Annotated in this window: 11 protein-coding genes and 1 riboswitch; of the genes, 1 reads left to right on the plus strand and 10 read right to left on the minus strand. The window is 38.7% G+C overall.

What is annotated here, in order from left to right:
• Nucleotides 1–50 precede the first annotated feature (50 nt).
• A riboswitch (TPP riboswitch) is annotated at nucleotides 51–198 on the minus strand.
• 50 nt (nucleotides 199–248) lie between these two features.
• The 4 genes from AB3G38_RS17490 to AB3G38_RS17505 all read right to left on the minus strand — a co-directional run bounded on the left by AB3G38_RS17490 (nucleotide 249) and on the right by AB3G38_RS17505 (nucleotide 2,180).
• A complete protein-coding gene (locus tag AB3G38_RS17490) occupies nucleotides 249–401 on the minus strand; it encodes a hypothetical protein (protein ID WP_367865109.1) in 153 nt (50 codons plus the stop codon).
• Between the two features lie 9 nt (nucleotides 402–410).
• Nucleotides 411–932 carry an AAA family ATPase gene (locus AB3G38_RS17495; RefSeq protein ID WP_367865110.1) on the minus strand — a complete coding sequence of 174 codons (522 nt, stop codon included), beginning with the start codon at nucleotides 930–932 and terminating at the stop codon, nucleotides 411–413.
• Entirely contained in the window at nucleotides 925–1,566 is a 642-nt protein-coding gene (gene pnuC, locus AB3G38_RS17500) for a nicotinamide riboside transporter PnuC (protein WP_367865111.1), read from the minus strand. The genes AB3G38_RS17495 and pnuC overlap by 8 nt, the downstream gene beginning before the upstream one ends.
• Nucleotides 1,567–1,655: 89 nt before the next feature.
• Nucleotides 1,656–2,180 carry a hypothetical protein gene (locus AB3G38_RS17505; RefSeq protein WP_367865112.1) on the minus strand — a complete coding sequence of 175 codons (525 nt, stop codon included), beginning with the start codon at nucleotides 2,178–2,180 and terminating at the stop codon, nucleotides 1,656–1,658.
• Nucleotides 2,181–2,483: 303 nt separating this feature from the next.
• Here AB3G38_RS17505 and carB point away from each other — a divergent pair, with 303 nt between their 5' ends.
• Entirely contained in the window at nucleotides 2,484–5,300 is a 2,817-nt protein-coding gene (gene carB, locus AB3G38_RS17510; protein ID WP_367865113.1) for a carbamoyl-phosphate synthase large subunit, read from the plus strand.
• A gap of 260 nt (nucleotides 5,301–5,560) precedes the next feature.
• Here the strand turns inward: carB and AB3G38_RS17515 are convergent, their stop codons facing one another.
• From AB3G38_RS17515 to AB3G38_RS17540, 6 genes are all read right to left on the minus strand, one after another.
• The gene (locus AB3G38_RS17515) at nucleotides 5,561–6,205 is read right to left on the minus strand and encodes a hypothetical protein (RefSeq protein WP_367865114.1); all 645 of its coding nucleotides are present in this window, start codon (nucleotides 6,203–6,205) and stop codon (nucleotides 5,561–5,563) included.
• A 351-nt stretch (nucleotides 6,206–6,556) separates the two neighbouring features.
• Nucleotides 6,557–8,530, minus strand: coding sequence for a KUP/HAK/KT family potassium transporter (locus tag AB3G38_RS17520; RefSeq protein ID WP_367865115.1), 1,974 nt, complete (start codon nucleotides 8,528–8,530; stop codon nucleotides 6,557–6,559).
• A gap of 78 nt (nucleotides 8,531–8,608) precedes the next feature.
• Nucleotides 8,609–9,577 carry a DUF3137 domain-containing protein gene (locus tag AB3G38_RS17525; RefSeq protein ID WP_367865116.1) on the minus strand — a complete coding sequence of 323 codons (969 nt, stop codon included), beginning with the start codon at nucleotides 9,575–9,577 and terminating at the stop codon, nucleotides 8,609–8,611.
• On the minus strand, nucleotides 9,577–10,137 hold the full coding sequence (locus AB3G38_RS17530; protein WP_367865117.1) for a LemA family protein: 561 nt from the start codon (nucleotides 10,135–10,137) through the stop codon (nucleotides 9,577–9,579). The genes AB3G38_RS17525 and AB3G38_RS17530 overlap by 1 nt, the downstream gene beginning before the upstream one ends.
• 38 nt (nucleotides 10,138–10,175) lie before the next feature.
• Nucleotides 10,176–11,552, minus strand: a complete 1,377-nt coding sequence (radA, locus tag AB3G38_RS17535) for a DNA repair protein RadA (protein WP_068404300.1) — start codon at nucleotides 11,550–11,552, stop codon at nucleotides 10,176–10,178.
• 107 nt (nucleotides 11,553–11,659) lie between these two features.
• Nucleotides 11,660–13,210, minus strand: coding sequence for an Rne/Rng family ribonuclease (locus tag AB3G38_RS17540; protein ID WP_367865118.1), 1,551 nt, complete (start codon nucleotides 13,208–13,210; stop codon nucleotides 11,660–11,662).
• Between the last annotated feature and the right edge of the window lie 34 nt (nucleotides 13,211–13,244).

The raw sequence follows: 13,244 nt of genomic DNA on the forward strand, positions 1-13,244 counted from the left end.
ACTGTTTTTTTAGTAAAACCTGTTGTACATAGGGCTAATACAACATAATTAAACTCCATAACTCCAATCCCTCCGCCGGCATTACCCGGATCAGGTGCATATTTGAATCGCGTGAAATCAATTAAGCGCTCAAATAATGGGTATGATCTCAGCCTGTCTTTGTGTTTTTTACAAAACAAGGCACCCCTTTTGATATCGGCAAATGTATAAAATATTTTAGATATAGCAATTTAACAACACATGTACCGCTATTCTATATCTTCTTTCTCGCTTTGTGCATTCGTATATCCTTGTGAATATTTGATACTTCCCCAGGCGGTTAACATCGTAATGATATCTTCATCTTTAATCGGGCCGGTTAGCTGACTTTTACAATAGTCTAAAAATTCTGTTTCGTTCATTTCGTATGCTTATTTTGTTTCCAAAAATTTATCTATTGCTGTAATCGCATTTTGTAATCTGTCTTCAATGCCGCTAATCACAACATAGTCTGCACCAAGGTTTTTCAATTCTTTATGCCATATCGCCATAAAATGTTCGCGCATATGCGGAAAATCGCGCTGCGGATCTTCCTGCCATGGCAAATCAATATTCAGCAGTAAGTAATGATCATAGGTTCTCAATGGCAGCGCATCCAGTACAAGCTGAGGAGTCTCACCCAGCATCTCATCGCTCCATATTTTAACCGTTAAAAATGTGGTGTCACAGAAAATCAGCTCCTGTTCTGCAATAGCCAGGATCGATTCTTCAAGTGCCTGTTGTCCATGAAACATATTAACTTCATCCTGCATGGTACAAGGAGCTGTTAATGCCGCACAATAATACCTTGCAAACTCAGGTACCCAAAGCGTATGGTAATGTTTGGCCAGTAATTTTGTGAGTGTTGACTTTCCTGTACTTTCAGGGCCAACGATAGCTATTTTTTTAGTCATGACTTTTCAATGTAATTTCTGTTTCCACTGTTGATTTTTTCCATTCCTGGTAACCCACCCAGGCGATATAAACATATAAAGCATACATAATTGCAGTAGCATAAAGGTCTTTTGAAATATAAATGCCCACGTAAATGATATCAACAAAAATCCAGATCAGCCAGTTTTGCAATACTTTTCTGGCGAGGAATATTTGAGCGACCAGGCTGCATGCCGTACAAAAACTATCCAGAAATGGATAAGATGCCTTAGTAAAGTAATGCAGTAAAGTACCGGGGAGAATAGTCAGCAGGAGGACTGCCAGCGCAGATAAAGCTATCTCCTTGTTTGTAATCAAGCTGACTGGTCTGGAAGATTCAGGGTTATTACTGTTTTTACTCCAGAAATACCAGCCATAGGCATTGGTTACTAAGAAATAGACTTGCAAACCCATGTCTGAGTATAATTTTCTTTCAAAAAAGATAAAAATATAAATCAGTACACTGATAATAGCAAGAGGCCAGTTCAGAATATTATTTTTTGCTGCCAGCCATACACAAAGTGTTCCTGTAATGACGCCACACCATTCCAGCCGGCTTGTTATCTTAAAAAAATGAATAATACTTTCCCTGACTACATCAACTAGAGCTACCATGGGTCAAATGTAAAAAAATCCGGCAGAGATGAACATCCCAGGCGGTATTTTTAAACTAAACAAAAGAATACCTGATACTGAGGTTATGATCAATTTTTACTGGCAGGTGAAGAGCTGAAGCTCAAAGAAGTTCTGACACTCACATCTGTGGTTAAATTTTCTCTTAATACATATTCCAATCGCACTTTCAGGCTGTTGCCTTTAATGAACTTATCAACAAAACGTGAATTGTCAATGTCCAGGACCAAAGAAGACCCGATATGTTCTGATACGTCATTTCTTGAGGCGACCATGACTTCGCCACTGTTTCCGTTGGAAATAAAAATTTTAATGGATTTAAACATACCCATGCTTTTATCATTCGGATCGGAAGCAATAATCCTTGCAGATGCAATTCTGATATCCCTGACATAATCATTTCCACTCTGATTGCCTATTACCTCGTCAAAGCTGCCGGCGGTACTGGTCACAGAAGCTACTGTATCTGATTTTGAAGATTTGGGAATAACCAGGGTAGCAGTATATGGGAAACTGGATTTGATAATGGATTGAACAGTTCCGCATCCGCTTAATAAGATAACAGCAGCAAAGACTGTAAATAATAATTTCTTCATCGTTTTATAAGGTATAACAGCGTCAGGTATTTTCTAATTAACGCATAAAAGTTGTTCAAAGTACGCTAATAGAAATCAAAACGCTTCCGGAGTTTAATAATCCCATTTTTTAACTGCAATTATTACTGACTTTATTTAATAATTTCTTTTAAAAAGCTTAATTATTACGCGCTAATGATGTATCTTTGCATCCCGACAGAACAGTCGGGATTCTTTAGCAATAGCACGTAAAATCTCGCCCAGCTATCAGTCATACAAGACGAACATTTTTTAACAAAACACTTTAGACTTTTTTAAAGCCTTATGCCTAAAGACACCTCCATACGTTCAGTATTGATTATCGGTTCCGGACCTATTATTATTGGCCAAGCCTGTGAGTTTGATTACTCCGGATCCCAAGCTGCCTTATCCTTAAAAGAAGAAGGAATTGAAGTTTCTATTATAAACTCCAATCCTGCAACGATTATGACCGATAAGATCATTGCAGACCATGTTTACCTCAGACCTTTAACGGTAGACTCTATTGAGCAGATTTTAATAGAGCGGAAAATTGATGCTGTATTACCAACAATGGGAGGGCAAACTGCCTTAAACCTTTGTAAGGAAGCTGAAGAGCGTGGTGTTTGGGAAAAACATGGCGTTAGAGTAATTGGCGTTGATGTTGCTGCAATTGAAAAAACAGAAAACAGAGAAGCTTTCCGCCAGTTAATGGTAGATATAGGTGTGGGTGTTGCACCCTCAAAAATTGCAAACTCTTTCCTTGAAGGTAAAGAAGCTGCACAGGAAATTGGCTATCCGCTGGTTATCCGTCCTTCTTATACACTGGGTGGATCAGGTGGTGGTTTCGTGCACAAGAAAGAAGAGTTTGATGCTGCATTGAAACGTGGTCTTGAAGCTTCTCCAACACACGAAGTATTAGTAGAAAAAGCCGTTTTGGGCTGGAAAGAATATGAGCTGGAGTTATTAAGAGACAGTAATGATAATGTGATTATCATTTGCTCGATTGAAAACTTTGACCCGATGGGTATTCACACTGGTGACTCTATTACAGTAGCACCAGCAATGACTTTGTCTGATACCTGTTACCAGGAGATGCGTAACCAGGCTATCAAAATGATGCGTGCGATTGGTACTTTCGCAGGTGGTTGTAACGTACAGTTCTCAGTTAACCCTGATAACGACGATATCATCGCTATCGAAATTAACCCGAGGGTTTCCCGTTCATCCGCACTGGCAAGTAAAGCAACTGGTTATCCGATTGCTAAAATTGCTTCTAAACTGGCGATAGGGTATAACCTGGATGAAATCGAAAATCAGATTACTAAAACTACTTCAGCTTACTTTGAGCCGACTTTAGATTATGTAATCGTTAAAATACCACGCTGGAACTTTGATAAGTTCAAAGGTGCAAACATGGAATTAGGCTTACAGATGAAATCTGTTGGTGAAGTTATGGCTATTGGCCGCAGCTTTATCGAAGCCCTTCAAAAAGCATGTCAGAGTTTAGAAATCGGACGCGCTGGTTTAGGTGCCGACGGAAAACACAACAGAAGTATCGAAGAGATTATGCACGGTTTGGAACATCCAAGCTGGAACCGCTTATTCCTGATCAAGGATGCAATGAGCATGGGCGTTCCATTGGAGTCTATCCGTAAAGTTACCAGAATTGATAAGTGGTTCCTGGCACAGATCCAGGAACTGGTACAGCTGGAAACAGAATTAAAACGTTATTCATTAAATAATATACCGAAGGAATTCTTCTTTACCCTGAAACAAAAAGGATTCTCTGATATCCAGATTGCTTACCTGCTAGGTAATGTAACTGAGGATGAGGTTTATGACCGCAGAAAATCATTGGGAATCAGAAGAGTTTATAAAATGGTAGATACTTGTGCTGCTGAGTTCTCTGCACAAACTCCATACTACTACTCAACTTTTGAGGAAGAGAATGAATCTATTCCTACGGATAAAAAGAAAATTATAGTATTAGGATCAGGCCCGAACCGTATTGGTCAGGGTATTGAATTCGATTACTCTTGCGTGCATGGTTTACTGGCAGCAAAAGAAAGCGGATTTGAATCGATTATGATTAACTGTAACCCTGAAACGGTTTCCACAGATTTCAATATGGCTGATAAGTTATACTTTGAGCCGGTATTCTGGGAACATGTACGTGAAATCATCGAACTGGAAAACCCGGTAGGTGTAATTGTACAATTAGGTGGTCAGACTGCTTTGAAAATGGCAGAAAAGCTTCATGAGAATGGTATTAAGATTATCGGGACATCTTACAACGATATGGATGTTGCTGAAGATCGCGGCCGTTTCTCAGACTTGTTAAAAGAACTGGATATTCCTTACCCTAAATATGGTGTGGCGGAAAATGCGGAAGAAGCTATCGTGGTGGCTAATGAAGTAGGTTACCCGGTACTGGTTCGTCCTAGTTATGTATTGGGTGGACAAGGAATGAGTATTGTCATCAACGATGAGGATCTGGAAAAAGCAGTCGTGAAGTTATTAGGTGATTTACCTGGTAACAGAGTGCTGATTGATCATTTCCTTGACAGAGCAGAAGAAACGGAGTCAGATTCGATTTGTGATGGTGATGATGTGCATATTGTAGGTTTAATGGAACACATTGAGCCAGCTGGTATCCACTCCGGAGATTCATTTGCAGTATTACCGCCATTCAGTCTTTCTGCTAAAGTAATGGAGAGCATGGAGACTTACTCTAAGAAAATTGCCAGAGCATTAAATGTAATCGGTTTACTGAACATTCAGTTTGCTGTGAAAGACGAAAAGGTTTATGTGATTGAAGCGAATCCAAGAGCTTCCAGAACTGTTCCTTTCATCGCTAAAGCATACGATGTTCCTTATATCAATATTGCAGCTAAAATCATGTTAGGTGTCAACAAACTGAAAGACTTCACAATTGAACGTAAATTAGAAGGTTATGCCATTAAGGAACCCGTTTTCTCTTACGATAAATTCCCGGAAGTACCTAAGGAGTTAGGCCCTGAGATGAAATCAACTGGTGAATCTATCCGTTTTATCAAAGACCTGGAAGATCCGTATTTCAGAAAGTTGTATAAAGACAAATCGATGTATTTATCAAAATAATATTTTTCAGCCGAAGCTTTACCATAATAATCCGTTACAGGTTATTATGGTAAAGCTTCGGCTGAAAAATATCACTACAGAAGGAATTTTTGATAGGTTTGCTCAGAAAAGCTATCCGGGTAAAATTGTATTTAAACGAGAATGATATCCAATAACTGAATTGCAACGCCTTCTGAATACCGAAGTTAAATTTAAAGGGATTTAAGCTAACCTATTCCCTTTAAATTTTTTAACGTATACTGAAGAGTAGTTCTCGTATACTAAAGAGTACCATTTCTATGACTTCTTTGGCCACCTTGTGTGTTAGTTGATCCGATAACTTTACCAGTTATAGTTACGTTACCTGCAGCATCTTGAGTGTAAGTCTCATACCCTACAAAATTTCCATCATCTTGCAGAACCCAAATTGGGTAATAGGGCGAGCCTATTGATGTAAATGGAGCTGGTGTCCAGCTTTTTGCATTAGCTCTATAAATAATTACCCGTCCGTTTTCATAAAAGCTAAGAGATGCAACCTGGTATTGACCATCTTTAGTATTTGTATCAGAAGCCCATAATGCATAATCCAATCCCTCTTTATAAAGAACTAAATTTCCATCAGACTGAAATTCTAAGTGATAAGGGCCGTTTTTTGCTATTTGAACTGATTGATCACTCACGGTTGGCGTAGTCTGATGAAGTACATCAATTGTTATCACATACCTTTTATTGTATTCATTCTTTTCTAATTTAACGTAATTAGGTTTTGGTGGTAACGCTGCCGCCATTGTTACATTTGAATTTTCGCTTTTATTTGTTACTGGCTGGACTGTGGTATTATTTTCTTTGGCACAACTCCCAAATAATGCAATTAATCCAAGTAAAATAAACCCGACACAAGTATTTGTTGTAAATTTTTTTCTCATTTGTTGGTTTTTAATATTTAATTGGTCAAATATAGATCTTTCAAATGGATTTTATGTTGCTGGGTTGTAAATAATTTCCCTTTACTATTTTTTAGTTAAGTTAATTTTAAGTATCTGATTTTATTTAGCGGTAAGTACTTCATCTGCACCGTGAGCCTTTGAGTTTCAATACGCTCAACAGTTTGGGTATAGCGTTGATTTCATTGGATTTTTCTTGTGTTTTTTCTGGCTTAACAGAATGTATTCGTCTCTGCCCGGACAATTACGAAGTGGATTGTAAATGGTTTTTTTCTCGCGAAAGAGGGCCTTGATTGTAATTATGCCCTGAATGGATCCTTATAAAAAAGACAGTTAACCAACAGTTTTAAAAACCCGTTTTAAATGAATGTTCTCAGCAGGATAAACCACCAGTGGGATCTTTTCAATGACCGTTTCGCTTGTATCCAGTCCAAAAGCTTTGGTATCAGATTGCGCCAGTCTTTTAATGGCAAAATAACTTCTCAGGATAAATCCATCTTTTAAACTGAATTCATTCTCATAAGAAAGGAATTTCTCCATGATCACAAATCGGAAATCTGCTGCCAGATTGAACTTATTCAAGGAGTCATACTTACTGGTAATATCAATTTCCTTATTTGCAACCATCTCCTGTACCACTTTTCTAAATAGCACATTGATTCTTGGATGAATACGGAAGCCGAGTCTGAACTCGATGCGGATAATTTTATCATCTGAAAGCTCTTCGACCATAAACTCCATCGTATATGGTTCATCAGTTCTTTCAATATGCACGAACCAGTACACATCGGCCCGTTTAGGATTACGGCTGAATATGGAATAAAGAACCTTTTGTTCAATTTGCTTGCTGTTATTTGCCTTAGTTAAATAGATCAGGTGTGTACAATATTTAGCTATGGAACGATCCTCACTTAACGCTTTCAGCATGGGTACCTGATCTTCAAGCTCTACAAATTTCAAGAAGCGGTTTGTAATTTTACGTGCTTTGAACCAGATGAACATGGTGAAAATCAAACCAACTTCGAAGACTAAGAAGAATAATCTTTTAACGATTTTTACAGAGTTCGCTATAAAGAAAGAAATTTCTACTACAGCAAAAACACTCACAATGATGATCACCAGCCAAAGCGGCCAGCGTTTTACATAACGCATAAAGTAATACATCAATATGGTCGTCATCAGCATTGCAATCGTAATAGAAAACCCGTATGCTGCGGTCATATTCTCGGAGGTTCTGAAATAAAGAGAAACTGCAATACAACCGATGCAAAGTAACCAGTTGATACTCGGAATATAAATCTGACCTCTGATATTTGTCGGATATTTAATCGTGACTTTAGGCCAGAAATTCATGCTCACCGCTTCACTGATCAAGGTAAATGAACCTGAAATTAAGGCCTGGCTGGCAATGATGGTCGCCATGGTTGCGATGATCACCACAGGAATCAGAAATAGATGAGGAACAATTTCAAAGAAAGGATTGATCCCATTGAAATCTTTTTGCGGGCTTTGCATTAATACCCACGCACCCTGACCAAGGTAATTCAGTACTAAGGCAGTTTTAACAAAAATCCAGCTGATCTGGATATTCTTTCTTCCACAATGTCCTAAATCAGAATAGAGTGCTTCTGCACCCGTTGTGCATAAGAATACAGCACCCAGTAGCCAAAAACCATGTGGATGATCCATTAATAACCTGGCGCCGTAATACGGGTTCAGCGCTTTAAAAATCTCAGGGTAATGTAATACCTGGATTAATCCAAGCAAGGCAATCATACAGAACCAGCAGAGCATGATCGGCCCGAATGAAGCCCCGATGATCTTGGTCCCGAATTGCTGAAAAAAGAACAGTAATACAATAATTGTAATGACAATACACAGAATCAGGGTATTACCGGGGACAATAATCTTTGATAATGCCGGAACGAGATTTAAGCCCTCAATAGCTGAAGTTACAGAGATGGGGGGCGTAATGATTCCGTCTGCCAGCAATGTACCGGCACCAATTATTGCGGGGATGGCCATCCATTTACCATAACGCCTCACTAAAGCGTACAATGAAAATATACCACCTTCCCCTTTATTATCTGCCTGAAGCGTAATAAAAATATACTTGAAAGTAGTTTGCAGGGTTAGCGTCCAGAATACGCAGGAAATAGCTCCTAATACTAAGGCGGGATTAACCTGTCCACCTTCTTTGAGTAATACCTGGAAGGTATAAAGCGGGGACGTTCCTATGTCACCGAATATTATACCCAATGTGACTAACATACCCGCTGCGGATAGTTTTTTTAGATTAGGATGCATGTTTTAGAGGCTGATTTACAGCGAAATTACGCTTTCTTCTTCTATATCAGTGATATGCGACCTAATTTTAACCAGATTTTAATTTTTGCCCCAGATCCTTGTATTTAAATCAAGTTCGTTGACGATATCATACATAAACTGAACGATATAAAGATCCTGATCAATGGAAGTGTCTTCTGGAATACTTTTCTTTAAAGGAGGTTCAAAATAGTTTCCGCTGATCGGAAATGCAATGTATACGCGGGAGGCAATGAAAGAAAGTGAAATCGTACTCTTTGTTTTCTGATTCAGTGCCAGAATCCTGCTCATCATGGATGGTGTGAGAATATACCTCGCTTCTATTTGATCAGTTGAATGCGTACTAAAAGTTTTGTTGAACTCAGGGTCTTCCAGCAAAACCTTTGTATTTCCAGATGAATTAAATATCGGTAGCGCCTTCGCAAACCAATCCGCTATAGAACTTCCAATATCTTCGGGCCGGATCAGGGTTACTCCGTTGAAATTTTTATTAAAGTCTGCCGTAAAAATAATTCCTTTAAAAATTTCGTGCCAGGTTTCGGTTTTATTGCCCTTGCTATCGGTACTTTCTGTTTTGTAAGAAGCATCTGCTTCCGAAAAATAGAAATTGGTTTTGGCTAAAGAACCTGTGATACGGTCTTCAGTGTCATAACGGTCAGGAGTATGTGAAAAGAGCTGTGAGCTCTGGAATTCTTCCAATGATAAACCTTCATAAGGCTCAAAAGTAATATCCTGGTAATTGGATTTTAAAATTGCAGTAAGGACATTGGCTTTAAAACTGTGTCTGTAAGCGCGGTAAGCCGGAGTTACTTTCAGGTAGATGGTAAAGGCATAAATCAGGGCGGCGATCGCTGGAATATAAAACCAGAATAATGCGATGCCTAAAAGGCCAAAGCCAATCAGCACGAGTATACCAGTTAAAGCATAGAGTCCTGCTTTACCCTGGAGCGCAACTATGGCTTTACGCTCAATTTCCAAGCGCTGTATAACCTCTTGTAATGCAGGATCATTTCTGAAATCTGCTGCCATTAATTATTGAATAGATCTTTGGCGTTTATATTTTTTCGCTCTTCTACTGTATTTTCCAATACCGGGAAAGGCTGATAATTCAGCATGCCGGCAAAAATACTTCCCGGAAACATCATTATCCCATTGTTATATACAGTCACTGAAGCATTATAATTTCTTCTGGCAGCTGCAATCTGTTCTTCACTTTCTGTCCAGGTAGACTGAAGGTTAAGAAAATTCTGATTGGCTTTAAGATCAGGGTAATTTTCTACAGTAAGCATCATTCCATTGACTGCTGTACCAATTTGTTTATCCAGTTCGATTTTTTCCTGATTGCTCAGCTGACCGGTTTCTACTTTACTTCTTAGGGCAGTTATTTTTGTCAGCGTACCTTCTTCGTATTTTGTATATTGTTTGACCGTTTCAACCAGATTTGGTATCAGGTCATATCTTTTTTTAAGCATGACATCAATAGACGAAAAAGCATTGCTGACCTGGTTTCTTTTAGCAATAAGTGAGTTGTAGAAACTAATGCCAATAATTGCGATCAGTACGACAACAATGAGTATGATAATGAGCATGTTTTATAATATTAGATTTTCATTAAAACTATTGAAATTTATCCGAACAATAAAGAAAAGACATCTTCAATTTTGTTCACTCCTGTAATCTCCAGTTTATATTTATCTGTAATCAGACCTTTTAAATTATAATTGGAAACAAAGATCCTTTCAAATCCCAGCTTGTCAGCTTCAGCAATCCGCTGTTCTATTCTGTTTACTGCACGGATTTCTCCTGATAAGCCAACCTCTGCTGCAAAACAGATTTTTGAAGAGATGAAAATATCCTCATGCGATGAAATAATGGCCGCAAGAATCGCAAGGTCAATTGCAGGATCTTCCACTTTAATCCCACCAGCAATATTTAAGAATACATCTCTTGTACTTAACCTAAAGCCACAGCGTTTTTCCAGTACAGCAAGGAGCATATTCATTCTTCGGGTATCAAAGCCCGTAGCTGACCGCTGAGGCGTTCCGTAAGCTGCAGTGCTAACCAAGGCCTGCGTTTCAATTAACATTGGCCTTGCCCCCTCGAGAGTCGCGGCAATGGCAATACCACTTAATTCCTCATCTCTTTGAGAAAGCAGGATTTCCGAAGGATTGGAAACTTGTCTGAGCCCGCCGCTGTGCATGGCATAAATGCCTAATTCTGCTGCGGCACCAAATCTGTTTTTAATAGAACGGAGAATCCTGTAAACATGATGTCTGTCGCCTTCAAATTGTAAAACGGTGTCTACCATGTGTTCCAGGATTTTAGGACCTGCAATCGCTCCATCTTTAGTAATATGACCTATTAAAAAGACGGGAGTATCCGTTTCTTTGGCAAAACGCAGCAATTCAGCAGTACATTCCCTTACTTGAGAAACACTGCCCGGTGTAGAATCAATATGTGCAGAATGAAGTGTCTGGATGGAATCCACTACAATAATATCGGGTTCAAGCACCTCAATTTGCTTAAAGATGTTTTGTGTGGAGGTTTCAGTAAGGATATAACAGTCTGCGGTTGGATTACTGGTAATCCTTTCTGCGCGCATTTTAATCTGCTGTTCACTTTCTTCGCCTGAAACATAGAGTACTTTTTTGCCAGTAATGTTTAATGCAAGTTGCAGCATCAGTGTTGATTTACCTATACCCGGTTCACCTCCGATTAAAACTACAGATCCGGCCACTAAACCACCACCCAGTACCCGGTCGAGTTCAAGATCATTGGTGGAGAGCTTATTTTCCTCAGAAAACGCAATGTTGGTAATCTTGTTGGGTTTATTGGATCTTTTCGTAGAACCGGATGTTTGCCATGCAGGAACACTGGCTCCTGGTTTTTCAATAACTTCCTCTACGAAAGTATTCCAGGAATTACAAGATGGGCATTTTCCAAGCCATTTGGCTGATTCATACCCACAACTCTGACAGAAATATGCTGATTTAGTTTTAGCCAATTGATTTGAGATTAAAATACGAATTTAACTTAATTCGGTATAAAAATAGAAAAGCCTGGTTACTATTTAAAGTACCAGGCTTTTCCATTATGTTTTGAACACGAGTTTTATAACTTTATTTCTTCGTCTTTAGAGGATATAAAATGAAACTCTGTTAATAAGTAAGACGGAACTGCCTTAACTTTAATTTTCTGTCCGAATTTAAAGAACCACTTCCATTGCAGGGAGTAAACACCCTTTTTGATAAAGGCTTCTATATACGGGTGTACACAAAGCGTAATGTTTTTTTCATTCTGCTCACGCAAAATGTAGTTCATATTACTTTCAATATCATCCATTAAAACGATACTCGCTTTAATTTCACCAGTACCATGACACATTGGACAAACTTCACTGGTCACAATGTTCATCTCAGGACGAACACGCTGACGTGTAATTTGCACAAGGCCGAACTTACTTGGAGGCAGAATAGTGTGTTTAGCACGATCCAGTAACATCAGTTCACGCAGATAGTCAAATAACATTTTACGGTTTACTGGTTTGTGCATATCGATAAAATCGATCACTACAATACCACCCATATCACGTAGTCTGAGCTGACGCGCAATTTCCTTTGCAGCTTCCTTGTTTACCTGTAAGGCATTGTCTTCCTGGTTTTCTTTATTAGCTGTTCTGTTACCGCTGTTAACGTCGATCACGTGAAGAGCCTCGGTATGTTCAACAACAAGATAAGCTCCACCGGCAAGATTTACGGTTTTGCCAAAGCCATTCTTAATTTGTTTTTCAATTCCGAAATGCTCGAATATAGGTTCCTTGTGCTTGTAAGGTTTTACTATTTTCTCCATTTCCGGAGAAATTTCATGCACGTAAGAACGGATATCTTCAAACAAGCCTGCATCGTTCACATAAACGTTAGTGAAGTCAACACTTAAAATGTCACGAATTAACGTTGACGTTCTGTCCATCTCTCCCCAAACACGTTTGGAAGGCTCAGCTTCAGGTAATTTCTTAATGAAATTTTCCCACTTTGAGACAGAATCCAATAAGTCTTTTTGCAATTCTTCAACCCCTTTGCCTTCAGAAACTGTTCTGATGATCACACCGAAGTTTTTAGGCTTAATACTTTCAATAATCTTTTTTAAACGATTACGTTCTGTATTACTCTTAATTTTTTTCGAGATTGATATTACATTAGAAAATGGGACTAATACAATGTACCGTCCTGCAATAGAAAGATCAGAGCTTAGACGCGGTCCTTTTGTTGAAATAGGCTCTTTAGCTATTTGAACAGGTATAAGCATGTTTTTGGAAACGACCTCAGATATTTTGCCAGCCTTATTAATATCGGCTTCAAGCTTTAAATTGTCTAATAACGTCCCACTAACAGTGCCATTCCGCTTAATTTTTGTAAGCTTTAATAAAGATTGAACTTGCGGACCAAGATCGAAATAATGCAAAAAAGCATCTTTCTCATAACCCACATCAACAAACGCAGCATTTAGTCCCGGCATAATTTTCTTTATGCGGCCTAAATAAATATCGCCTACGGCGTAATTTGTGTTGATGTGTTCTTTATGAAGTTCTACAAGTTGTTTATCTTCAATCAAAGCTATGGTTACTCCCGTAGGAGACGAATCGATAATTAATTCCTTTACCAAAAGCTATACATTTAAAGGGATGAATCCCTTATTA

Origin of the sequence: Pedobacter sp. WC2423, assembly GCF_040822065.1 — a bacterium.
Taxonomy (GTDB): domain Bacteria; phylum Bacteroidota; class Bacteroidia; order Sphingobacteriales; family Sphingobacteriaceae; genus Pedobacter.

What these genes read in the sequence shown, in the direction of transcription:
- AB3G38_RS17520 (WP_367865115.1), bottom strand. Translation starts at nt 8,530, where the DNA reads ATGCATCCTAATCTAAAAAAACTATCCGCAGCGGGTATGTTAGTCACA.
- AB3G38_RS17495 (WP_367865110.1), bottom strand. Translation starts at nt 932, where the DNA reads ATGACTAAAAAAATAGCTATCGTTGGCCCTGAAAGTACAGGAAAGTCA.
- AB3G38_RS17515 (WP_367865114.1), bottom strand. Translation starts at nt 6,205, where the DNA reads ATGAGAAAAAAATTTACAACAAATACTTGTGTCGGGTTTATTTTACTT.
- AB3G38_RS17505 (WP_367865112.1), bottom strand. Translation starts at nt 2,180, where the DNA reads ATGAAGAAATTATTATTTACAGTCTTTGCTGCTGTTATCTTATTAAGC.
- AB3G38_RS17490 (WP_367865109.1), bottom strand. Translation starts at nt 401, where the DNA reads ATGAACGAAACAGAATTTTTAGACTATTGTAAAAGTCAGCTAACCGGC.
- pnuC (WP_367865111.1), bottom strand. Translation starts at nt 1,566, where the DNA reads ATGGTAGCTCTAGTTGATGTAGTCAGGGAAAGTATTATTCATTTTTTT.
- AB3G38_RS17525 (WP_367865116.1), bottom strand. Translation starts at nt 9,577, where the DNA reads ATGGCAGCAGATTTCAGAAATGATCCTGCATTACAAGAGGTTATACAG.
- AB3G38_RS17530 (WP_367865117.1), bottom strand. Translation starts at nt 10,137, where the DNA reads ATGCTCATTATCATACTCATTGTTGTCGTACTGATCGCAATTATTGGC.
- carB (WP_367865113.1), top strand. Translation starts at nt 2,484, where the DNA reads ATGCCTAAAGACACCTCCATACGTTCAGTATTGATTATCGGTTCCGGA.